This is a genomic window from Kangiella geojedonensis (assembly GCF_000981765.1).
Taxonomy (GTDB): Bacteria; Pseudomonadota; Gammaproteobacteria; order Enterobacterales; family Kangiellaceae; genus Kangiella; species Kangiella geojedonensis.
Genome location: NZ_CP010975.1, coordinates 2,350,812 through 2,372,987 on the forward strand (window position 1 = coordinate 2,350,812; position 22,176 = coordinate 2,372,987).

Consider the following 22,176-nt stretch of genomic DNA (forward strand, 5'->3'; position numbering starts at 1 on the left):
CCTCTAAAATTCTTCTTTATTGTTAGCTTTCATTCGCGCATCTTGACGCGACACCACACCCTTGCTGACCAACTGCTTCAAACTGTGGTCGAGAGTCTGCATGCCTAAAGACATACCGGTTTGCATCGCAGAATACATTTGCGCAACCTTGGCTTCACGAATCAGGTTACGAATCGCTGGCGTACCAATCAGAATCTCATGCGCCGCCACACGACCACCACCATTACGCTTTAACAGTGTCTGTGCAATAACCGCCTGTAGTGATTCCGATAGCATCGAACGAACCATCATCTTTTCGCCTTCAGGGAATACGTCAATTACACGGTCAATGGTTTTTGCTGCAGATGTGGTGTGCAGCGTACCGAATACTAAGTGACCTGTTTCTGCTGCCGTTAAAGCTAAGCGGATTGTTTCTAAGTCACGTAACTCACCAACCAGAATAATATCGGGGTCTTCACGCAACGCAGAACGTAGTGCATTTGAGAAGCTATGAGTATCACGGTGTACTTCACGCTGGTTAACCAGACATTTTTTACTTTCGTGAACAAACTCGATCGGATCCTCAATAGTAAGAATGTGGTCGTGTTTATTATCATTCACATAATCAATCATGCCCGCTAGCGTCGTTGACTTACCGGAACCCGTTGGCCCTGTCACTAACACCAAGCCACGTGGCTGTAACGAAACATCTTGGAAAATTTTCGGTGCCTTCAGGTCATCTAGCGTAAGGACTCGTGAAGGAATGGTACGAAACACCGCGGCGCGACCACGGTTTTGAACAAACGCATTAACACGGAAACGCGCTAAATCCTGTAGCTCAAAGGAGAAGTCAGCTTCTAGAAACTCTTCGTAGTCTTTTCGCTGCTTATCATTCATAATGTCGTAAATCAGCGAGTGGACTTCTTTGTCTTCTAGCGGCGGCACATTAATTCGGCGGATATCGCCATCAACTCGAATCATAGGTGGCATACCAGCAGAGATATGTAAATCCGAAGCGTTATTCTTTACACTGAACGCTAAAAGCTCTGTAATATCCATAGGTTAGACCCCAATATTGATATTTATTCTTACTAATGACAACTAGCATAGCCTCTCAACTAGAACTTCTGCAACAAGAAATCGCAAAAAGCCGCGAGAAACGGGTGAATTTTCCAGATAATGTGCGCCTTATCGCTGTTAGTAAGCGCCAACCCCTTGATAAAATTGAAGAAGCTTACCAATGTGGACACCGTGACTTTGGTGAAAACTTCGTCCAAGAAGGGGTCGAGAAGATCCAAAAACTGGATAAAAGTGACATCCAATGGCACATGCTCGGCGCTATACAGAGTCGTAAGTGTAAAGATATCGCGACACATTTTGATTGGGTGCAAAGCGTTGATCGACTCAAAGTTATCAAAAAGCTCGACCAAGCGCGTGAAGGCTCGCCACCACTCAATGTCTGTATTCAGGTTAATTTATTTGGTGAAGAGCAAAAAGCCGGCGTTGATAGCACCAGCTGCTTCGAACTCGCCGAAGCGATACAAGAGGCCGAGCATTTAACCCTACGTGGCATTATGGCGCTGCCACCGAAACAAACTGAGTACGAGAAGCAACTTGCGCAGTTTGATAAAATTGCTGCACTTTACCGACAACTAAGCGACAAATACCCACAAGTAGATACACTTTCGATGGGTATGTCTGGCGATTTTGAGGCCGCAATTGCTGCTGGTAGCAACATGATTCGAGTCGGCACTGCAATTTTTGGACCGCGTGATTCATAGCGCCAGTCAAACTAGTTTGCATCAAGACGTTGAATTCTATGCATTTACCCTCATGACTTATAAAATAAGATCATCACTCACATTCATCGAATTCGCTTGAGGCGAATGTTAACCATCAAAACAGGCATTTATGACTGACTCCATCGAATTATTAAGTAAAGCAAAAGTAGGTTTTATCGGCGCAGGCAACATGGCTGCGAGCATTTTAGGAGGATTGATTCAATCAGGGCTACCAGCCGAAAGCATTTACGTGAGTAACCCAAGCGCAGGCAAGCTTGATGCGTTGAAAGAAAAGTACCCCAACTTAAATATTACCCACGATAACGCCGAAGTCGCGAGCAATGTGGAGTATCTATTACTGTCCGTAAAACCCCACATCATGTCGAGCGCTTGTGCTGACTTTAAAGATATGGATTTAAGCCAAAAGTGCGCTATTTCAGTGGCGGCAGGCGTTACCTGCGAGACTTTAAATACTATTTTAGGGGCAGACGTACCAGTAGTGCGTAGCATGCCGAACACACCCAGTCTGATTGGTTATGGCGCAACAGGACTTTACGCTAATGATCAAGTTACTGAGCAGCAACGCGAAGCAACCAGCGCCATTTTCGACGCCGTCGGCATCAGTGTTTGGGTTGAAGAAGAGAACCTAATCGACTCCGTCACAGCGGTATCCGGTAGTGGCCCAGCACACTACTTTTTGTTTATGGAGTCAGTGGTACAAACAGGCATTGAACTTGGTTTACCCGAAGCAACTGCGCGCGAATTAGCCGCACAAACAGCTCTAGGCGCAGCGGCCATGGTTCAGCAAAATGATGATATGGACATTGGGCAACTACGTCGCAACGTAACTTCTCCAGGCGGCACTACAGCAGCGGCTCTTGATACCTTGAATGAGCATAAGCTTCCCGACATCGTAAAAAAAGCTCTCGAGGCATCCGTCAAGCGTGCCAAAGAATTAGCTGAAATTGCGAATCAATAGTGGTAAAACCCTGACTAATATTATTTGAGCCCATACATTCATGAATAATTTTACCTTCACATTATTAGAGCATTTATCCAATATTTTGGTGATGATGTTTTTGATCCGTCTGTTACTACAGCTAGGGCAGGCGGATTTTCATAATCCAATTTCGCAGTTTATCCATCGATTTACTTCGCCGGTGATTAACCCTCTGCGACGCATCATCCCTGACATGGGGCGCTTTAGTACCGCCAGTTTTTTGGTCGCCATGGTCATTATTGCCATTAAATTTGTCATCATCTCCACGGTGTATGTCACGCTTCCGCCGGAAGCCATGACTCTAGGCATACTTATCGGACTGATGATGCAAGGTGCACCAGCAATGGGCGGTTTAGTGATGATTATTACTAACATGCTACTCATTTTATTCTTAGGCCTGATGATAGCCAGCTTCATGAGCGGTGGCCGCTATCATCCTGGTGTAGCATTTTTATACCAGGTTACGCGTCCAATTTTGCGTCCTGTACAAAAAATCATACCGCCAATTGCTGGTTCGATTGATTTGTCGCCGATGATTATTTTATTCGGCTTATGGTTTTTACAAGATGGCTTATACCGCTTAGGCGTCAGCTTAATTACAGGCTAACCAAGCGTAATATAATTCATGAAAGTAGCTAGATTCGCTGAAACATTCAGGGCTTTTTGCTATCTTATAATGACAGCCTGTTAATTAAGGCGAAAGGATAGGAGACCACAATGAAATACCTATTGAAAGCAAAAAGCTTATTGTTAGCAGTATCCTTAGGAGTAATAGCGTTAGTCAGCAGTCCGCAAAGTGACGCTGGTGAAAAAAGAGTCGATGATTACATCATTCACTATAACGCCTTCAATAGCTCCTTTATCCAGCCAGAAACGGCGGTGCAGTACAAGGTTCAGCGTAGCAAGTACACTGGGTTACTCAATGTATCGGTACACAAGGTCGTTGAACAAGGCAAGGACAAGGCGCTCAAAGTCGCCATGCGCGGACGAGCAACCAACAACTTATCACAGCTACAAGAGCTTGGCTTTAAAGAAGTAATCGAAGGCGATGCCGTTTATTATTTAGCTGACTTCCAGTTCCGTGATGAAGAAAATATGGATCTCCAGTTCACGATTAATATTCCAGGCTACGAAAGACCGGTCAGTATCAATTTGAGCCAAAAGTTTTACGCCGATTAAATCGTCGAGATTAAAACCACCGTAGCTAGTCTATTCTGCGGTGGTTTACGTTATAATTGTTTCCAGTCCCAACCAAGATCAACACATTCATGCAGAAAATCGTCCTCGCCTCAGGAAACCGTAAGAAAGTTGCCGAGCTAACTCAGTTATTAGCTCAATTTCAACTGCAAGTTATTCCACAAACCGACTTAAACGTTGAAGATGTTCCTGAAACAGGTACCACATTTGTTGAAAACGCCATCATAAAAGCACGCCACGCGGCTGAAGTGACGGGACTGCCAGCGATTGCCGATGACTCAGGTATTGAAGTGGATTATCTTGATGGACAGCCGGGGATTTACTCCGCGCGCTTTTCCGGAAAACACGGTGATGATCAAGCTAACAATGAGCTGTTACTTGAGAAGCTCCAAGGCGTCCCCAGCGAGCAACGTACTGCTCGCTATCAGTGTGTACTGGTATTCATGCAACACGCCAAAGATCCGACACCATTGATTTGCCAAGGTGCTTGGGAAGGCCGCATTATGACCGAAGAAGTTGGTGAGGGTGGCTTTGGCTACGATCCGCTATTTTGGTCTGAAGAACATCAGTGCTCCGCAGCACAGCTTGAGCCAGAACAAAAAGCAGCCATCAGCCATCGCGGTAAAGCGTTGCAAGAACTCATGCAGAAGCTCAGCGAGTCAATTGCTTAATGTTAACCAATCCGCCTTTATCACTGTATATCCATATCCCCTGGTGTGTGCGCAAGTGTCCCTATTGCGACTTTAACTCACACGCTATCAAGAACATTAAATCGGATAGTCAGACAGAGTTTGACCTGCCGGAAAAAGCCTATATTGATCGGTTGATTGAAGATCTTGAACATGAACTGCCAAAGGTCTGGGGGCGTCGCTTACACAGTATTTTTATCGGCGGTGGCACTCCGAGTTTGTTTAGTCCTGAGTCGCTCGATCGGTTAATCAGCGCTGTTCGAGCACGGTTGCCATTTGAGAATGATATCGAAATTACCATGGAAGCTAATCCAGGTACTTTTGAGGCTGAAAAATTTAGAGGCTTCCGTCAAGCAGGCATCAACCGACTCTCGATTGGAGTACAGAGCTTTAATGCACAGCATTTAGAACAACTAGGCCGAATCCATAACCCAGAGCAAGCGATAGCCGCGGCAGAGTTTGCCCATGAAGCCGGGTATGACTCGTTTAATCTAGATTTGATGCATGGTCTACCGAACCAAACCGTTGAACAGGCGCTTAATGATTTAGGAACAGCCATTCGCCTTAAGCCACACCATATTTCGTGGTACCAATTAACACTTGAGCCTAATACGCTATTTCACCAACAACCACCACAACTGCCTCATGACGAAGTCTTATGGGATATTCAAGAAGCCGGACAAGCGTTGTTAGCACAACACGGTTATGAGCAATATGAAACCTCTGCTTACGCTAAATCCCCACGGCTTCGAGCCAAACATAACCTGAATTACTGGCGCTTTGGCGACTATTTAGGCATTGGCGCTGGCGCTCATGGAAAAATCACTCGTCTCGATCTTGGGGAAGTCCATCGCACGACTAAAAAGCGTCACCCAAAAGATTATCTAAACGGCTCCACCGCATCAATCAGCACGGACACTCCGATCCCTGCTCACGAGCTACCATTCGAGTTTATGCTTAATGCGCTGCGACTCATCGACGGTGTTCCAACCAATTTATTTAGCCAATATACGGGACTTCCCCTTTCTAGCATCCGTGCCACGCTCGAACAGGCCGTTGACGATGGATTATTGGAAGACATCACAACCCAACTAAAGCCGAGTGACAAAGGCGCGCTGTTTCTTAATGAGTTATTAGAACGATTTATTCCAAGTGATAACTCAAAGCCAGAGAAAGGTTCAGCTAGCATACAGTTCAAGCAGTTATAATTTTCATCAATAATTAACCCTATTGGCTTCTCTAGCCGTTAATATGGCAAGATATGCTAATAAGCGTTCAACCAATTCCTATTTCAAACTCTAGGATATGATTATGAAATATACATTGACGTTAATGGTCGCAGCCTTAGCGATGTTTGCTTTGGCTGGTTGCAAAAAAGAAGTCGCCAACAACAATCCTCCTCAAGTCCAATCATCGAACTTCACGGTTACTGCCGAGTTAATGTACCGTGAAAAAATGCTCGCGCCTGTTGGCAGCACGCTAACCGCGACGGTTCAGGACGTGTCTGTCGCCGATAAAGCGGCTGAAGTGTTAAGCGAAGAAATTATTGGCCTTGGCGATGGCGTCCAGCTTCCTCTTAGCGTGACATTGGAAGTACCGAAAAAGAAATTAAATCCACGACACATTTATTCGCTTCACGCTAGGCTGGAAGACGCTAACGGCCAACTTATGTGGATTTCCACCACACGCCATACTATCAATACCGAAGGCATGTCGCATGACATGGGTAACATCGTGCTAGAGCGTGTCCAATCAGGTACCGTAGGCCCTAAAGTCGATTCAAAATACCCGCTTCCTTTTACCGCTCGAGGTAATGAGCCTGGCTGGTTAGTAAAAGTAGAGCAAGACCGTATTGAGATCCAGACCAATTACGGTCAAAACAAAGTTTATACACCACGTCCAGTGCCTCAGCCTTACAAAGGCGGTTATAAATACCACGCTGAAACGGAGGCGCACATCGCTATCATCGATGTTCAACGTAAACTGTGCTACGACGATATGTCTGGCAGACCTTATCCAGCTCGCGTGACGCTCACTCTCGACGGAGAAACCTACGAAGGGTGTGGTGGCGATCCATTGGATTTATTAACTGAGAAAGAATGGGTCGTGGAAGATATCGCCAAGGCAGGCATTATCGATAACTCCCGTGTCACTATAAACTTCGACACAGAAGGTCGCACCCATGGTATTTCTTCGTGTAATAGTTACAGCGCAGCCTATGAGCACACTGGGGAAACCTTAACCTTTAAATCGCCAATGGGAACATTAAAAGCCTGCGCTCCAGCACTGATGAATCAAGAGCAAAAGTTTTTGAACCTGCTCGGAAAGGTCAATCGATATGACATCGACGGTTACGGTGCCTTAATCCTTACTACATCTGATGGGAAAACAATTACCGCAAGGTACTAACTCGTTTAAGTACAATGGAAGCCGATTGAGACTTTCACTGTGCTGAGCTCTGGCTAGAAGACTATCACCAAACTCTTACTTTAATTTACTTCTTAACCAAACGTTTGCATCTTTAGCCAAGGCACTCGCTGTTTTATCCAAAACGCTACATGAGCTCCTCATCAAGGAGAACATTCCACCGTTTGAGTCTCTTGAGGCAGCGAACTTATCTACTAGCTTGCCATCTCTATATAAATCCCCTTTTAGCATCATATTTTTATTATGGTACATCCCTCTACCGCTATAAACATTGCTAATCTGTAGATCAAATACCAAACCTTCTTTTAGGTTACTTAAATCATGGCTTCTAACTACATCGATATTAAAATCTTTCCCATGCAAAGAGATAAACTTTGATAAATTCATCTCTAGGTCAAAACATTCCGTTTTAACGTTTTCGGCAACTTCTTGCGGATTCTCGTATGGAATCTCATGAGAAATAGTGATTTTGATTGCTTCTAACTGTTTATACTTGTTTGTACACGCTGATAATAGGATTAATAAACCCAATAATAATACTCTTCTCATTGTCATCACTCCATTGTCGTTTCTTTGTATTATTTGGCTGAAAACATCAGATCCCACACCCCATGCCCCAAATTCTGTCCTCGAACTTCGAATTTAGTCAAAGGCCGTGATTCTGGGCGTGGTACGAAATCATTGGTTTCCGATAAGTTTTTAAACTCAGACATAGGACTCAATACTTCGAGCATATGTTCTGCGTAGTTTTCCCAGTCAGTTGCCAGGTGAAGAACACCACCTGGTTTTAATTTCTTATGAAGCTTCTGGCAAAACTCAGTTTGCACTATACGGCGCTTGTGATGACGCTTTTTATGCCACGGATCAGGGAAGAAGATTTGGATGCGCTCAAGACTGTGATCAGGAATACAGTGCTCTATCACTTCAACCGCATCGTGATTAATCACTCGAATATTCTCTAAGTTATACTCTTCCGCAAGCACCAAGCATGCACCGACTCCGGGGTTATGCACCTCGATTCCGATAAAGTCATGCTCACGTTGATCTCTGGCTTGCTCAGCGAGGGATTTACCCATACCAAAGCCAATTTCAAGTACCACTGGCGCCTGACGCCCGAAGATAGCCTTAAAGTCGTAGAGTTGCTGGTCATATTCAAGCCCTAAACGCGGGAAATGAAGGTCCATTGCGCGCTGCTGCCCCTTTGTTAAACGGCCTTTGCGCAGCACAAAGCTACGGATTTTACGTTTGTTTTTTTCTTCAGAATTCAAAGGGATAGCTCTCTTTTCAATTAACGCTATAATACTTGCGTGCGATTTTACCATATTGTAAAAGTTTGAGGTAAATTATGTGCAGAGAACCACAAAGACGTTGCGAAAATATGGTCAAATCAGTAAGGTGGTTCATTCGGGTTTTAGAGTTTGTTTATAGGCAAACTCAAGAAAAATAACGAAAAAAGATTAGGAGTTAGGAGAGGAATGCCATTTCCGGATTTACCGAATGGGCATGCACTTTTTGTGCTGTTGCTGACGGTTTTTGCCTTGTATCTATTCCGACGCGATGACATACCGCTGGAGACATCCTGCGTAGTCGTACTGTTGGTCTTGACCATGGGCTTTACCTTCGCACCGTTCCATAACTTCAACGGTCACCTTGAGCCAATGCAGTTCTTTAGTGGCTTTGGCCATGAGGCGCTGGTTGCCGTGTGCGCACTGATGGTTGCTGGCCAGGGCTTGGTTCGAACTGGCGCCTTAGAACCCATCGGTCGCTTCTTGGCGCGAATTTGGAAAACCGCCCCTCTTTTCTCACTGTTACTGACCTTGCTCATTGCTGGTGTTTTAAGCGCATTTGTGAACAATACGCCGATTGTTGTACTCCTTTTACCGATTCTAATGAGTGTAGCCGTTCGCTCAAACCGTAGCCCATCAGGACTCTTATTACCCATGGGTTTCGCCACCATTGTCGGCGGCATGGCGACTACAATCGGTACTTCAACCAACTTATTGGTCGTTTCCGTGGCTGCTGATCTAGGACTCGAGCGTTTTGGTATGTTCGATTTTATGCTACCAGCCGCTATGGCCGGCGCAATTGCCATTATTTATTTATGGCTCGTCGCCCCCAAAATCACTCCTGAACGTCAAGCGTTAATGAAAAATACATCGCCTCGAATCTTTACCGCGCAACTGCATATCAACGAGGATTCTTTTGCTGACGGTAAACCTCTCGCTGAAGTGATCGGCAAGACTGACGGCATGATGAAAGTCACTCGAATTCACCGAGGCTCCGATGCCACCATCATGCCGATGCCCGACGCGATCATTCGTGCTGGCGATAAGCTTCGTGTTACCGACTCCCCCGAACGCTTAAAAGAATATGAGCAAGTCCTTGGCGCTCGATTGTATAAATCGGGCCAAGAAGTTAACGACGACCATCCGCTGACAGCCGAAAACCAACAACTGTCCGAGTTGGTAGTAACGCCAGGTTCTCCGCTCGCTGGCCGCTCGCTCAAAGACGTCAGTTTTATGAATCAATATGGTTTGGTCGCCATCGCCCTACACCGCGCCGATCGCGTGGTCGATATGCACAACAAAGGCTTGGGCAAAGTGACACTACACGTTGGCGACGTATTGCTGGTTCAGGGCGGGCAAAGTGAAATCGCCGAATTTAAAAAGCGTGGCGACATTCTAGTGCTCGACGCAACCACCGATTTACCACGCTCACACCGTGCGCCCAGAGCCTTGTTCATTATGGGCTTGGTCATTTTACTTGCTGCAGTCGGCCTACTGCCTATTGCCGTTAGTGCCTTAGGCGGCGCTCTGCTAATGATCCTAACCCACTGCATTACTTGGCGTGATGCCATGAATGCCTTGAGCGCACCTGTTGTATTAATCGTCGCCGCGAGTTTAGCCTTAGGTATCGGCATGACCGAAACCGGCGCGGCAGAATACTTAGCGCAAGCCTTCGTCTCAGTGTTACATGGCGCGCCACCCGCAGTATTGCTCAGTGGTTTAATGTTGCTACTGGCTATTCTAACCAACGTGGTCTCCAACAATGCCGCAGCGGTTATCGGCACGCCGATTGCTGTCAGCGTGGCCACCCAGTTGAACCTGCCGCCAGAGCCTTTCGTTATTGCGGTACTGTTCGGTGCTAACATGAGTTTTGCCACACCAATGGCTTACAAGACTAATTTGCTGGTGATGAATGCCGGTGGTTATAAATTCTCCGACTTTGTTAAAGTTGGGGTGCCACTGGTGGTCTTGATGTGGATATCATTGTCGATTATCCTGCCGATTCTTTACGACTTCTAATCGTTAATATTCATGTGGCTAGCAACAGACTTTCAACAAAAAGTCATTCATTACTACCGCCAACATGGCCGTAAACACTTGCCGTGGCAAGGCACCAAAGATCCCTATCGAATTTGGCTGTCAGAAATCATGTTGCAGCAAACTCAAGTTACCACTGTCATACCTTATTACGAAAACTTTTTGCAGCGCTTCCCGACCATTATCGACCTCGCTGAAGCAACTAGTGATGAAGTGATGCACTTGTGGAGCGGATTAGGCTATTACAGCCGTGCCCGCAACTTACACCAAGCCGCTAAGATGGTTGTTGAGGAGTTTAACGGTCACTTCCCACAGAATCCAGCCGAAATAGAGACCCTGCCTGGCGTAGGCCGTTCAACCGCTGGCGCTATTGCCGCTTTTGCTTTCGACGAGCCTAGCGCAATTCTTGACGGCAATGTTAAGCGGGTGCTGGCTCGTTGTTATGGTATTGACGGCTGGGCAGGTAAGTCATCAGTGTTAAAGGCTTTATGGCTACGCGCTGAAGAGAATACGCCGAAAAAAGATACTGCTCAATATAACCAAGCCATGATGGATCTCGGAGCTGTCGTTTGTACGCGCACCAAGCCCAAGTGCAATCAGTGCCCACTGTCAGAGCAATGTTACGCCTTACAACATGATCAAGTTGCTCAACTTCCCGGCAAGAAGCCAAAAAAAACGCGCCCCAAACGTTCTGTGTATTGGCTGATATGCTTAGAAAATGCACAAGTCATACTGCACAAACGCCCACCATCCGGTATTTGGGGCGGCCTCTGGTGCTTCCCTGAAATGGAACAGTCAGTTGAAGAACCTATACATGAACAAAAACTAGACAGTTTTATCCATAAATTCAGCCATTACGACCTAGAAGTGCAGCCATTACTAGTGAAAAAGCTGCCTAACACAGGTATCATGGAGCCCAACGAATTCAACCACTTTGCGCTCGACTTCTTACTAAAGAAAACGCAGCAAAAAACTGCAGAAATTGGACTACCGACCCCAGTCAGTAAAGTCCTAGCCAGTCTTGATTCGCAAAGTCTAAAAACCTAAGTGGAGCAATACATGTCACGTACCATCTTTTGTAAAAAACTACAAAAAGACGCCGAAGGAATTGGTTTTAAACCTTTCCCTGGTGAACTAGGCGAACGTATTTATGACAATATTTCACAAGAAGCATGGCAAATGTGGTTAGAACATCAAACCATGCTGATTAACGAAAAACGCCTGAGCCTAATGGACGAAGATACCCAAAAATACCTAGCCGACCAAATGGATAAGTTCCTGTTCGGAGGCGACTACGACAAAGCCGATGGTTACGTCCCAGAAGGCAAATAATAAATTTCAAATTTGGACTTGACTTAAATCCACAGAATCGGTTTAATACGCGTCCTCGGCCTGGTAGCTCAGTTGGTAGAGCGGAGGATTGAAAATCCTTGTGTCGGCAGTTCAATTCTGCCCCGGGCCACCATATTAAGAAAGCCTGACTAGAAATAGTCGGGCTTTTTTGTGATTGTAGTAAAATCGGCACGAATTGAACCACGTTCAATATGGCTAACGAGTCTTCCCTGCAATCTGCCTCTTTTTTGTAATCCTTCAGTATTCGCGCTACATTAGTATTGATGGCTTTGGCTAAGTTAGGGCCTAGCTGAGTAGAGGGATTTTCTATGCAGCATATTGTCAGAACATTCTTTTATATCGCGCTGTTGGTTTTTGCGTGGCCAGCTATCAGTGCTACTGAAAACGAAGAAATATCAACTCCACAAGCAAAACTCCTTAAGCTTGATGGTTCTGTTAATCCCGGCACAGCACATTATCTAGTTTCAAATGTCCAATCTGCTTCTGAAGAGAACTATGATCTGATCATTATTCAGATGAATACACCGGGCGGTTTGGATTTAGCCATGCGCGATATTATTCGTGAAATTTTATCGTCTGACATTCCTGTCGCTACTTATGTTTATCCTCCCGGCTCTCGAGCAGCTAGCGCAGGGACTTATATTTTATATGCCAGCCATGTTTCATCCATGGCACCCGCCACAAACCTTGGTGCCGCTACCCCTGTTTCAATTGGTGGCATGCCTGATCCGCCCTCCTCTGATAAAAAAGACGATAAGGCAAAAGGCGCTGATAACGAGCAATCTCAACCTACAAGCAGCAATAAAAATGCCATGCATAAAAAGATCATTAACGATGCAGAGGCATATTTACGTGGTCTAGCGGCCTACCACGGCCGTAATATCGATTGGGTCAAGAACGCTGTACGCGAAGGAGAAAGCTTAACCTCGAAAGAAGCGTTTGAGATTGGCGTGATTGATGTAATCGCCGACAGCCCTCGTCAACTATTACAGCAAATTGACCAACGCTCCGTGCGTCTACCTTCAGGCCAAGCTCAACTTGATACCAGTGATATGAGTATTGTCAGCGTTGAACCTACGTGGCAGATGCAACTTTTGAGTATTATCACTGACCCGAACATTGCTTATATTCTTCTCTTAATTGGAGTGTATGGCCTTATTTTCGAAGGCTATAATCCAGGTACATTTGTGCCCGGCGTGATTGGTGCTATCTGTTTGTTACTGGCTTTTTACGCGTTACAAATTCTACCGATTAACTATGTTGCTGCTGGCTTGCTCGTTCTAGGTATTGCGTTACTGGTGGTTGAGGCTTTTGCTCCGAGCTTCGGAATTTTAGGTGTCGGCGGGATTATTGCGTTTCTGTTCGGGTCATTCATGTTGTTTAACGAACCTGATACGGGCATTGCCGTCGCTACCCCTATACTGCTTAGCGTCACCGTAATTACGGTCATCTTGTTAAGTTTTGTGCTCAGTCTCGCAATTCGCTCGAAACAGCAAGCGGTAGTCAGCGGGCGAGAAGAGTTACTGAGTGAGGTGGGTGTCGTCAAACAAGACTTTAACGGCGAAGGTTGGGTTCATATCTGTGGCGAAAGCTGGAAAGCGCATTGTGAACAACCGTTAACAGCTGGTCAGCAGGTTAAAGTTATTGCCGTCAACGATCTTGAGTTGACGGTTGTGCCACTGACAGACGACAGCGCCTAATACGATTTTATTTACTAATTATAGAAGGATTTATTATGAACATTTTCTACCCAATCATCCTAGCCGTAGTCGTTTTACTACTGGCTAGCATGTTTAAGATTCTTCGCGAATATGAGCGCGGTGTTATTTTTATGCTCGGCCGCTTTTGGAAAGTCAAAGGCCCTGGCCTCATCATCCTGATCCCTTTCGTACAACAAATTGTACGCGTTGATCTCAGAACCGTGGTCATGGATGTGCCCACACAGGACGTTATTTCGTTGGATAATGTCTCTGTCGAAGTCAATGCCGTTGTCTACTTTAGGGTTATCGATCCGCAAAAAGCGATTATTAATGTTGAGCATTATTATGATGCCACCAGTCAGCTCGCCCAAACCACTCTGCGCTCCGTGCTCGGCCAGCATGAGTTGGACGAAATGCTCGCTTCTCGTGAGCAGCTGAATACCGATATCCAATCTATTTTGGACAGCCAAACTGACGCATGGGGTATCAAGGTTGCCAACGTAGAAATCAAGCATGTGGATTTAAACGAAAGTATGATTCGGGCCATTGCGCAACAAGCCGAAGCAGAGCGGGCTCGTCGGGCCAAAGTTATTCATGCTCGTGGTGAAATGGAGGCTTCTCAGAAGCTACTCGAGGCAGCAAAAGTATTATCTCAACAAGAAGAAGCTATTCAGTTGCGATACTTACAAACCTTATCGAGTTTAGCAGGCGAAAATAGCAACACCATCGTTTTCCCATTACCGATAGATTTCATGAAGAATTTTATGAAGAAGTAACTCAGCGAGGTCTGGTTTGTGCCAGACCTTATTAACTCTCGTTTAAACTTTCGCCAAATCTACCACGCTTAAAGTCATCAAAGGCTTGCATGATTTCTTCCTCACTATTCATGACAAATGGCCCCGCACCCACCACCGGCTCATTCAGTGGCTCCCCGCTTAAAACCAATAATGTGCTGGGTGCGTCCGCCTCAATGATTAGATCAGAATTGTCGGCATCGAAAATCACTGTGTCGTTGAGCTGAAGCCCTTGTTGGTTGATGCTGACAACGCCCTTCAAAACCACCACAATCGCATTCCAGCCAGCTGGAATAGACAGTGCTTGTTGACTATTAGGTCGCATGGTTAAGTCCCAAACGTTTAATGGTGAATAGGTTTTGGCAGGACCTTTTACTCCATTATATTCACCCGCAATCAGTCGCAGCTCGCCAGCTTCCAGTCCAAAAGTTGGGATTTCATCAGCCTTAATGGCTTGATAACCGGGTTCAACCATCTTGTGTTCTTTTGGTAAATTCACCCACAACTGCGCCATTTCCATCACCCCACCGCGTTCGGTAAAGTCTTGTGAATGGAATTCGTCATGCAAAATACCGCCTCCAGCGGTCATCCATTGCACATCACCGGGGAAGATAGTGCCGCCTTTGCCGGTTGAGTCACGGTGTGACACCTCTCCTTGGTACACAATCGTCACCGTTTCAAAACCCCGATGTGGGTGTTCACCAACACCTCGTGGCGTACTGCTCGGCTCAAAATTCGCTGGCCCTGCATGATCCAACAATAAGAATGGGCTGATTTGTTGACCTTTCGAATGATAAGAAAATAGTGAGCGCACCGGGAATCCATCACCGACCCAATGGCCTTGAGGTGCTTTATAAATACCTTGTATCTTTTTCTGCGTCATAGCATCTATCCTCGAGCATTTCACTCAGTGATTGGACTCTTTTATAGGGGCGTCATAAAGCTAAATATTGATGCGGGTCTCACTTTTTTCAACTTTTCGCCAATCTTTAATGAGAATCGTTTGCATTTGAGAAATATTATCGGTATGATTCACTTCAAGGTCAGGGCACAAAGTCTCCAGCATTTTGCCCTGCAACGTAATTCGCTGTGATAGCTTAAGTAGTGTTTGTCGGATAGCCCCGCACCTCTACATACTACAAAAGGGCTGACACAGCGAAACCAGATTCCAACAATAATAAAACTGCTATCATAGGTCTCTTCACGCTATACCGCTCTTTTGGGCGGTTTTTTTTGCCCGTTATTTATTGTCTATATGCGTGGCCATGTATTAGGTGTTTAGAATTTTTTAACACGTATGTTTAACCAATATGAAAAGTCTTCTTTTGCGACATGGCAAAAGCTTTTTTCTCGTCGTAGTAAGCGGCTTCATTAATAAAACTCATATAACAATCTTCGCCCTCGTAAAGTACTTCTTCGCCGTTAAAAAGACTAAATATTGGCTGACCTGACCGTAATTTTGTGAAATCTTGATCTTGGATACTGTGGTGAATCATTCCAGAAATATCACCGTTAATATCAGTAGGCAAAAACATAACGTCGAAATACTGATAAACATCTATCGACTCAGATGGTTGAGGCAATTGATGCTGGTTATATTCGTTTAGAAACTTAAAGATAAGTTGCGTAGTTTCTTCCGTTTTATCAAACACATCCTGTCGTAACTGGCCTTGCGCCGTAGCACCAATTTCGACCAGCACATGCTGTGGAGCCACAGACATCAAAAAATGATGATCCAGCATTTTCTCTAACGTAATCGAGACGTTATCCATTCGTTGCTGTACATAATCAGCCAACATCAAATGGAAGCTATCGGTTTTAGTAAGCACCAGATTAACGCCCATAGGCGCAGTCGACGTATGGAGATCGATAATCATGTCTGTTCGGCTGCTTCCCTTAGGCCCAAGCTTTTGATTAATCTGCTTGGCCAGTTCATTCTCATGCCCAAACAAAGAGTTATCGTCCAGATCGGCCTGCTTAAAGCTGCGGTTTAAATCTCGATCGATGTATCGTCTATTAGCTCGCTGGGCTTCAGGATTAGCGGTGAATAATTCCACCTCAAAACTATGCTTTCCCAAAAGTTTTGGAAACTGACGATACTTATTGAGCAAGTAAATACCTGTCAATTCATTACCATGGGTACCGCCGACTAAAGCCACTTGCTTAATCGATTCATTCGACATGCTGATACTCCAACTCTATTCCTAACATCATTTCCTAGGGTGAGATTGACGCCACTCCCAAGGGTTCTGTCGCTGCGCTTCCGGCAAAGCCCATAAGCCAATAGCAGACTCTTTGGCCTCTTGCTGTAGCGCTCTCATGCGCTTACTCTTGCTATATTTCCAGACCCAAGCCGCGCCCGACTCAACCATCTTATCATTAATACTTTCGCCATTGACTTCTATAACCGCTAGACGACGACCATAACGGTCTCTTTTCGAGCCGCGCAGAGCCAATGACTCTCCCTTTAAAAACCGTTCCAGTCTTGCCTTAGAGTCTTCGGCATAAGGCTGATGTTTTTCAGGGGCATCAATATCAAGTAGTCTGACCGTAAATTGTTTACCTTTATCACAACACAAAACGGCGCTATCGCCATCTTGAACGTACACTAGTTGGTAGCCCGCCTCTCCAGCTTGACTGCATGAAGTTGTCGCAATAAGCAAACAAAAGACCAGTACCAAACGCCACATGGAGTTATTCATCATCTTTCTCTATGATTTTTGTGGCTGTCGCCTCGACTTCCAAGGGCTCTGTTTTAATTTTTGGTTTTGGCAACGTAGCAATGGACGATATCAACAGACCTGTAATCAAAGAAATTCCCACAATAATCATGTTAAAGGCTGACTCCAGACCACCGATGATATTATGGTCTAGAATCTCGGTCAGACTTCTAAAGCCAACGCTTCCAGGAACCAGGATAATAAATCCGGGCATCATCACTGCAGCAGTGGGTACCTGTTTTATACGGTAGGCTAGGTTTGCAAACACACCAACGGTTAACGCCCCAAAGAAAGCACCGGTCGCAGCGCCTAACTCGGCTCCAGCCCAACGCGACACAAAGAATGATGAGGCTGTAGTAATAACAATCCACGGAAGGTGTCTGCTACGAACTTGGAATAACATCATCAATGACCATGAGCTGACTAAGATCGCAATCCAGACAGTCCATCGTGGCAGCTGGTGGTCAATCATGGTTGTGATTGAAGCCTCTCCAAAAAACAAAGCTGCTAATTGTGCACCAATCGCCACACCAAAAATCATCTGAATAAAAATTACCACCGACCCTAACAGCCGTGCGGTACCCGATACCAAATTCTGGGTTGCTAACTCGGCCATAGCGATGGTTAGCATCATGCCTGGAACCAGCACTATAATTCCTGACACTACAGGAATATAGGTCGAACTCAGTCCGATCCAATAGTTGAAGGCGAAAGATATGAGTGTTGCTAAAAATGCAGACAAAGCTGGCATCAAGTTCGACACTGTTTCCGAGCGTAGGCCACCCACATTAACAAACACGCCAACCACTAACCCGGTAACTGACGCTGTAATAATCTCAGGGATGCCACCACCGAAAATTCGGCAAATGGCTGTCGATACCAGCATAAAGCAAAGAATCATCCAAGACTTACTATGTAGTGGCGCTGAATTGGTAATTTCCGTTAGCTCTTTTGCGCCTTGCTCGGTTGTGATTTCATCATTAATCACCGCATAAGCCACATCAATCGTGCGACTTAGCTTGTCCACATTCACTTCACCCGAATTCGAACGAATGACATAAGTTCGGGGTTTGTCTTCATCTTGGATGAAGGTCATGGTAATACTGGTGGGAACCACTGTAGCCTGTAAACCATAACCCAGCTGGTCTGCCACATTAGTCATCAAACGCTCCAGTTCATAACTAGGCACTCCATACGTATGCAGCGCTTTGATCAAACGCAACATAAATCCCACCGGTTCGTGGCGGTCAGGATAGTTCGGCACATTGTCCAATCGACGCTCGGCTATCGAAATCGGCAAATCGTCGGCCATAGCAACTTTTTCCTTATGAATTAATCATTTATAGTTATTTTCAATAATACGAGAGAAACTCTGTTACAAATATCTACAGCGTATAGATTGCATCTTACTTTTTAATAGAATAGCATTGCAAACTTGAAGTATTTTGCCTGTTTGGGCAATGACTTCTTAAACATCCATTATGGACTTTGCATTAACTCTTTAATAAAGAGCTGCGTGAATACACTATGAATAAAATGTTACGCCACATAATTATGGTAGCTGCCTTGCTAAGCATGGCTTTGCTTAGCGTGTCGCATGCATTTTCACCGATTCACCAGGATGCAACCGATCTTCCCGAGTGTACCTTCTGTTTACATCATGCTGGCAATCAACTGCATACAGCTCCTAATCAGATAACGGTTCCACAACCACTCGAGATTAGCGCAGAAATGATCACCCTCAATAGCAGCACGGTCTTTGTGCGCAGCATCCGTCCTTTCTATGGACGCGCCCCGCCTCAAATAGCATAACGATTCATTCACTTTAAAAACTTACTTTTACGTTATTGGTCCCTCGCTGAACCGAGAGAAGTTGTCTCTACGGTAAGTTCGTGGGCTCAAGCTTATGCTAGAAATTTTGAGGAAATACCACAATGAAACTTAGAACACTAAGTCTATTAATTACGGGAATCTTGGCTTCCCAGAGCGCATTAGCGGCTGAAAAGAACCTTTCAGGCGTCATTACTGGTGACGACAACCAACCACTTGAAGGTGTCGAAGTACACCTTCGCGCACAGAATTTATCTACGACTACGGATGCTAGCGGTAATTTTACTTTCGAAAACCTTGAAGAAGGACGCTATGTTCTCGACATCAAAGGCGGTACCGAAGGCCACATCAACCGTTCCGTACGTCATGATGGCACCAAAAAGTCGATTAACCTAACCCCGGAAAACGCAGAAGTTTTAGTGATCACGGGTAATCCTCTTGAACATTCCAGTTTAGAAATGGCCTCACCTGCCGTCATTATCAGTGGTGATGATTTGGTTAAAAATCGTGGCGCCAATATTGGTGAAACACTGGCCCAAACTCCCGGTATCAACCTTTCCAGTTTTGGTGCTGGCGCTGGCCGTCCTGTGATACGTGGTCAGCAAGGCAATCGCGTTACGGTGCTCAGCAATAACAGCTCCACTCAAGATGCATCAAACTCCAGTCCTGATCACTGGATTGCCGCCGAGCCGCTTTTGGCTGAACGTGTTGAAGTCTTAAAAGGCCCTGCAACATTACTTTACGGTGGCGGCGCAGTTGGCGGTGCGGTCAATGTGGTCGATAACCGCATACCTCAGCACTTAACCGATGGTATTGAAGGTGGTTTTGAAGCTAGAGTTGCTGACTCAACAACGGGCGAACGCAGTACTGTTGGTACCGTTACCGCTTCAGCAGGTAATTTCGCCTTCAATATTGATGGCTTTAAGTCTGAAACCGATGACTATGAAATCCCTGCTTACGCTGAATCTTCTTTCTTACGAGCACAAGAAGAACATGAGCACGAAGGTGAGACCGAGGAAGAACATGCTGAGCATGAGGAAGAGTACGGTGGCATCTTAAATAACACCCGCACCGATACTAAGGGTGGTAGTTTCGGCGTTTCTTACATTGGCGACCGTGGCTTTATTGGCATGTCTTATACCGAGTTCGAGCGTGCTTACGGCTTACCAGGGCATGCTCACGGGCACGAAGAAGAACATGATCATGAGGAGCACGAAGAACATGAGGAACATGAAGAGCACGATGAAAATGTTTTCCTCGATCTAGAGCAAAAGCGCTACAACCTTAAAGGTCAGTTAAGCGAGCCGTTTGCAGGCTTTCAAAACCTGAAGTTTAACTATTCAAAAACTGACTACGAGCACCAAGAAATCGAAGGTGATGAGGTCAGCACACGCTTCACCAACGATGCACAAGAGCTTCGCATTGAAGCGGTCCATAATTCATGGAACGGTTGGCAAGGCGCGTTCGGCCTGCAGCTCAGCGATAGCGACTTTTCGGCAGTAGGCGCTGAGACCTTTATTCCTGCTTCTAACACTAAAAACTACGGTATTTTCTGGTTAGAAGAAATGGACCAAGGTGACTGGCACACAGAGCTTGGGTTACGTCTTGATCAACAAAAGATTGATGTATCCAGCACCGCTAATTTCACAGGCGCTCAACGAGACGACAAAGCTTATAGCTTTGCCGCTGGTACTGTGTGGCACATGAATGATAAATGGTCATTACCGATCAACTTAGCATTCGCTCAACGCTTACCCTCGGTTGAAGAACTTTATTCCAATGCTGGTCGTGTAGAAGACCCTGACAGCGAAAACAGCTATGTCCCTCATTTAGCGACCCTTAGTATTGAAGTGGGCGACGAGAATCTGGACAAAGAAACCGCTAAAAACATCGATATCGGTTTACGCTATCACACAGACGAAGTACACGCGTCCGTATCGCTATTCCACAACCAAGTATCAGACTACATCTATCTCGCTCACCATGAGCACGAAGAAGAGCATGATGCTGGCGGCGGTCATGATGAACATGAAGAACATGACGAGTTTCCAATCTTTGAATTCACTCAAGGTGACGCAACCTTCACTGGCTTGGAAGCGGAGATCGACTGGACCTTTGGTTATGAAGGCGACTCTTATTGGAAAGCAGGATTGTTTAGTGACTATACCCGAGCGACTTTGGACAGCGGTGGCTACTTACCTCGAACACCTGCCAAGCGACTTGGCGGTAATATCGGCTTTGTCCAAGGTGACTTAAGTGCTGACTTTTCGGTGATTAAAGCCTACGACCAAAACCAAGTCGCTGACGAAGAACTTCCTACAGAAGGTTACACCCTAGTGAATATGAGTGTTGGCTATAACGTTTATCTTGATAATGCAGACCTTTTGTTATTCGTAAAAGGTGACAACATGGGCAACGAAGAAATCCGTGACCATGCTTCCTTCTTAAAGGATCGCACGACACGTGCGGGGAGAACTTTTTCTGCAGGATTCCGTTTAACGTTCTAACCTAAAGTTAGTTGTAAATTTTCTTACTGTTACCCCTAGGTTGGCTTAGTTGTTCCTTCTCGCTAGGCCGACCTCCTTGGGAGTTTTCTAAAGTAACCCCTTGAAATTATAAGCAATACCCCCATATCTACAGCGTCCAATTCAGTTTCCTTTATTTTGTCATACACCAGTTCCGTGTCCGCTGAATGATCATAAAGTGCCACTCAGGTTAAGGAGATTACCATCGAAAAGTTTATTAAAGACGCGCTCATTCTTTGGGCTACCATCGATCCGATTGGTACTTTAGCCATTTTCGCGTCACTTACCGCGACTTTAACCCCTAAACAGCGCTTTAAGACTGCAGTTAAGGCGATTATTTATTCGGCGATCATATTGATTGGCGCGGTAGTCATTGGACAGATTCTGCTTTCCGCCATGGGCATTAGCCTAGTTTCTTTGCAGGTTGCTGGCGGCATGATTCTTTTTATATTTTCTCTTCAAATGATCTTTGGTGATGCACTAGCTTTTAGTTCGAGTGGCGAAAAGGAGCAAGGACACGATATTGCAGTTTTCCCCTTGGCCGTGCCGTCAATTGCAACCCCCGGCGCTATCATGGCAGCAATTCTGCTCACCGATAATCATGTGTACGATATCCAAACCCAAGTCGGAACCAGTTTGATCATGTTAGGCGTGTTAGCCGTTGCTTTTCTCTTTATGCTAGCAGCAAGCCCCATTCTAAAAGTCATTGGACAAAATGGTGCGGCTATCCTTATTCGAGTCATGGGACTCATTCTCGCAGCCATGTCACTAGAATTTATTTTAGAAGCTTTCCATATCTTTGAGTGGCTTGAAACTGTTGAGTCATCCACGCGCTAGCTTTAAGCAGTGAAAGAGGCC

Annotated in this window: 21 protein-coding genes and 1 tRNA gene; 15 read left to right on the forward strand and 7 right to left on the reverse strand. The window is 45.6% G+C overall.

Translation table 11 applies throughout. The features are described from left to right. Positions 1–3 precede the first annotated feature (3 nt). Complete coding sequence (locus TQ33_RS10815) at positions 4–1,038, reverse strand: type IV pilus twitching motility protein PilT (protein ID WP_046562049.1); 1,035 nt, start codon at positions 1,036–1,038, stop codon at positions 4–6. Between the two features lie 35 nt (positions 1,039–1,073). Here TQ33_RS10815 and TQ33_RS10820 point away from each other — a divergent pair, with 35 nt between their 5' ends. From TQ33_RS10820 to TQ33_RS11710, 7 genes are all read left to right on the forward strand, one after another. Next, a complete protein-coding gene (locus TQ33_RS10820; RefSeq protein WP_046562050.1) occupies positions 1,074–1,760 on the forward strand; it encodes a YggS family pyridoxal phosphate-dependent enzyme in 687 nt (228 codons plus the stop codon). A 130-nt stretch (positions 1,761–1,890) separates the two neighbouring features. After that, the gene (proC, locus tag TQ33_RS10825; protein ID WP_046562051.1) at positions 1,891–2,739 is read left to right on the forward strand and encodes a pyrroline-5-carboxylate reductase; all 849 of its coding nucleotides are present in this window, start codon (positions 1,891–1,893) and stop codon (positions 2,737–2,739) included. A gap of 40 nt (positions 2,740–2,779) precedes the next feature. Continuing rightward, the gene (locus TQ33_RS10830; protein ID WP_046562052.1) at positions 2,780–3,367 is read left to right on the forward strand and encodes a YggT family protein; all 588 of its coding nucleotides are present in this window, start codon (positions 2,780–2,782) and stop codon (positions 3,365–3,367) included. Positions 3,368–3,477: 110 nt separating this feature from the next. Further along, positions 3,478–3,939, forward strand: coding sequence for a DUF4426 domain-containing protein (locus tag TQ33_RS10835; RefSeq protein ID WP_046562053.1), 462 nt, complete (start codon positions 3,478–3,480; stop codon positions 3,937–3,939). An 89-nt stretch (positions 3,940–4,028) separates the two neighbouring features. Next, on the forward strand, positions 4,029–4,628 hold the full coding sequence (rdgB, locus tag TQ33_RS10840) for an RdgB/HAM1 family non-canonical purine NTP pyrophosphatase (protein ID WP_046562054.1): 600 nt from the start codon (positions 4,029–4,031) through the stop codon (positions 4,626–4,628). Continuing rightward, entirely contained in the window at positions 4,628–5,854 is a 1,227-nt protein-coding gene (hemW, locus tag TQ33_RS10845; protein ID WP_046562055.1) for a radical SAM family heme chaperone HemW, read from the forward strand. The genes rdgB and hemW overlap by 1 nt, the downstream gene beginning before the upstream one ends. A 103-nt stretch (positions 5,855–5,957) precedes the next feature. Continuing rightward, entirely contained in the window at positions 5,958–7,055 is a 1,098-nt protein-coding gene (locus TQ33_RS11710) for an META domain-containing protein (protein WP_052735292.1), read from the forward strand. Between the two features lie 75 nt (positions 7,056–7,130). On the opposite strand, the gene TQ33_RS11715 is transcribed toward TQ33_RS11710, so the two are convergent. Both TQ33_RS11715 and trmB read right to left on the reverse strand, forming a co-directional pair. Then, positions 7,131–7,622, reverse strand: a complete 492-nt coding sequence (locus TQ33_RS11715) for a hypothetical protein (RefSeq protein WP_052735293.1) — start codon at positions 7,620–7,622, stop codon at positions 7,131–7,133. Positions 7,623–7,651: 29 nt separating this feature from the next. Beyond that, positions 7,652–8,341 (reverse strand): tRNA (guanosine(46)-N7)-methyltransferase TrmB, encoded by a 690-nt coding sequence (gene trmB / locus TQ33_RS10860; protein WP_046562056.1) that lies wholly within the window; start codon positions 8,339–8,341, stop codon positions 7,652–7,654. 207 nt (positions 8,342–8,548) lie between these two features. On the opposite strand from trmB, the gene TQ33_RS10865 reads away from it, so the two are divergent. From TQ33_RS10865 to TQ33_RS10890, 6 genes are all read left to right on the forward strand, one after another. Continuing rightward, positions 8,549–10,378, forward strand: coding sequence for an SLC13 family permease (locus TQ33_RS10865; RefSeq protein ID WP_046562057.1), 1,830 nt, complete (start codon positions 8,549–8,551; stop codon positions 10,376–10,378). A 12-nt stretch (positions 10,379–10,390) separates the two neighbouring features. Then, positions 10,391–11,443, forward strand: coding sequence for an A/G-specific adenine glycosylase (gene mutY / locus TQ33_RS10870; RefSeq protein WP_046562058.1), 1,053 nt, complete (start codon positions 10,391–10,393; stop codon positions 11,441–11,443). 12 nt (positions 11,444–11,455) lie between these two features. Next, complete coding sequence (locus tag TQ33_RS10875) at positions 11,456–11,728, forward strand: oxidative damage protection protein (RefSeq protein WP_046562059.1); 273 nt, start codon at positions 11,456–11,458, stop codon at positions 11,726–11,728. Between the two features lie 57 nt (positions 11,729–11,785). Then, positions 11,786–11,861 (forward strand) — tRNA-Phe (locus TQ33_RS10880). A 196-nt stretch (positions 11,862–12,057) separates the two neighbouring features. Next, positions 12,058–13,449 (forward strand): NfeD family protein, encoded by a 1,392-nt coding sequence (locus TQ33_RS10885; RefSeq protein WP_046562060.1) that lies wholly within the window; start codon positions 12,058–12,060, stop codon positions 13,447–13,449. Between the two features lie 35 nt (positions 13,450–13,484). Beyond that, on the forward strand, positions 13,485–14,225 hold the full coding sequence (locus TQ33_RS10890) for a slipin family protein (RefSeq protein WP_046562061.1): 741 nt from the start codon (positions 13,485–13,487) through the stop codon (positions 14,223–14,225). A 31-nt stretch (positions 14,226–14,256) separates the two neighbouring features. On the opposite strand, the gene TQ33_RS10895 is transcribed toward TQ33_RS10890, so the two are convergent. The 4 genes from TQ33_RS10895 to TQ33_RS10910 all read right to left on the reverse strand — a co-directional run bounded on the left by TQ33_RS10895 (position 14,257) and on the right by TQ33_RS10910 (position 18,275). Then, on the reverse strand, positions 14,257–15,126 hold the full coding sequence (locus TQ33_RS10895; RefSeq protein WP_046562062.1) for a pirin family protein: 870 nt from the start codon (positions 15,124–15,126) through the stop codon (positions 14,257–14,259). A 418-nt stretch (positions 15,127–15,544) separates the two neighbouring features. Continuing rightward, on the reverse strand, positions 15,545–16,426 hold the full coding sequence (locus tag TQ33_RS10900; protein ID WP_046562063.1) for an aspartoacylase: 882 nt from the start codon (positions 16,424–16,426) through the stop codon (positions 15,545–15,547). Positions 16,427–16,453: 27 nt separating this feature from the next. Beyond that, positions 16,454–16,948, reverse strand: a complete 495-nt coding sequence (locus TQ33_RS10905; protein WP_228640170.1) for a thermonuclease family protein — start codon at positions 16,946–16,948, stop codon at positions 16,454–16,456. Then, a complete protein-coding gene (locus TQ33_RS10910; RefSeq protein ID WP_046562064.1) occupies positions 16,938–18,275 on the reverse strand; it encodes a threonine/serine exporter family protein in 1,338 nt (445 codons plus the stop codon). The genes TQ33_RS10905 and TQ33_RS10910 overlap by 11 nt, the downstream gene beginning before the upstream one ends. A 622-nt stretch (positions 18,276–18,897) precedes the next feature. On the opposite strand from TQ33_RS10910, the gene TQ33_RS10920 reads away from it, so the two are divergent. Both TQ33_RS10920 and TQ33_RS10925 read left to right on the forward strand, forming a co-directional pair. Then, positions 18,898–21,300 carry a TonB-dependent receptor gene (locus TQ33_RS10920; protein WP_046562066.1) on the forward strand — a complete coding sequence of 801 codons (2,403 nt, stop codon included), beginning with the start codon at positions 18,898–18,900 and terminating at the stop codon, positions 21,298–21,300. A gap of 234 nt (positions 21,301–21,534) precedes the next feature. Beyond that, entirely contained in the window at positions 21,535–22,155 is a 621-nt protein-coding gene (locus TQ33_RS10925; RefSeq protein WP_228640516.1) for a MarC family protein, read from the forward strand. Positions 22,156–22,176: the final 21 nt, after the last annotated feature.

What these genes read in the sequence shown, in the direction of transcription:
- TQ33_RS10815 (WP_046562049.1), bottom strand. Translation starts at nt 1,038, where the DNA reads ATGGATATTACAGAGCTTTTAGCGTTCAGTGTAAAGAATAACGCTTCG.
- TQ33_RS10820 (WP_046562050.1), top strand. Translation starts at nt 1,074, where the DNA reads ATGACAACTAGCATAGCCTCTCAACTAGAACTTCTGCAACAAGAAATC.
- proC (WP_046562051.1), top strand. Translation starts at nt 1,891, where the DNA reads ATGACTGACTCCATCGAATTATTAAGTAAAGCAAAAGTAGGTTTTATC.
- TQ33_RS10830 (WP_046562052.1), top strand. Translation starts at nt 2,780, where the DNA reads ATGAATAATTTTACCTTCACATTATTAGAGCATTTATCCAATATTTTG.
- TQ33_RS10835 (WP_046562053.1), top strand. Translation starts at nt 3,478, where the DNA reads ATGAAATACCTATTGAAAGCAAAAAGCTTATTGTTAGCAGTATCCTTA.
- rdgB (WP_046562054.1), top strand. Translation starts at nt 4,029, where the DNA reads ATGCAGAAAATCGTCCTCGCCTCAGGAAACCGTAAGAAAGTTGCCGAG.
- hemW (WP_046562055.1), top strand. Translation starts at nt 4,628, where the DNA reads ATGTTAACCAATCCGCCTTTATCACTGTATATCCATATCCCCTGGTGT.
- TQ33_RS11710 (WP_052735292.1), top strand. Translation starts at nt 5,958, where the DNA reads ATGAAATATACATTGACGTTAATGGTCGCAGCCTTAGCGATGTTTGCT.
- TQ33_RS11715 (WP_052735293.1), bottom strand. Translation starts at nt 7,622, where the DNA reads ATGAGAAGAGTATTATTATTGGGTTTATTAATCCTATTATCAGCGTGT.
- TQ33_RS10865 (WP_046562057.1), top strand. Translation starts at nt 8,549, where the DNA reads ATGCCATTTCCGGATTTACCGAATGGGCATGCACTTTTTGTGCTGTTG.
- mutY (WP_046562058.1), top strand. Translation starts at nt 10,391, where the DNA reads ATGTGGCTAGCAACAGACTTTCAACAAAAAGTCATTCATTACTACCGC.
- TQ33_RS10875 (WP_046562059.1), top strand. Translation starts at nt 11,456, where the DNA reads ATGTCACGTACCATCTTTTGTAAAAAACTACAAAAAGACGCCGAAGGA.
- TQ33_RS10885 (WP_046562060.1), top strand. Translation starts at nt 12,058, where the DNA reads ATGCAGCATATTGTCAGAACATTCTTTTATATCGCGCTGTTGGTTTTT.
- TQ33_RS10890 (WP_046562061.1), top strand. Translation starts at nt 13,485, where the DNA reads ATGAACATTTTCTACCCAATCATCCTAGCCGTAGTCGTTTTACTACTG.
- TQ33_RS10895 (WP_046562062.1), bottom strand. Translation starts at nt 15,126, where the DNA reads ATGACGCAGAAAAAGATACAAGGTATTTATAAAGCACCTCAAGGCCAT.
- TQ33_RS10900 (WP_046562063.1), bottom strand. Translation starts at nt 16,426, where the DNA reads ATGTCGAATGAATCGATTAAGCAAGTGGCTTTAGTCGGCGGTACCCAT.
- TQ33_RS10905 (WP_228640170.1), bottom strand. Translation starts at nt 16,948, where the DNA reads ATGATGAATAACTCCATGTGGCGTTTGGTACTGGTCTTTTGTTTGCTT.
- TQ33_RS10910 (WP_046562064.1), bottom strand. Translation starts at nt 18,275, where the DNA reads ATGGCCGACGATTTGCCGATTTCGATAGCCGAGCGTCGATTGGACAAT.
- TQ33_RS10920 (WP_046562066.1), top strand. Translation starts at nt 18,898, where the DNA reads ATGAAACTTAGAACACTAAGTCTATTAATTACGGGAATCTTGGCTTCC.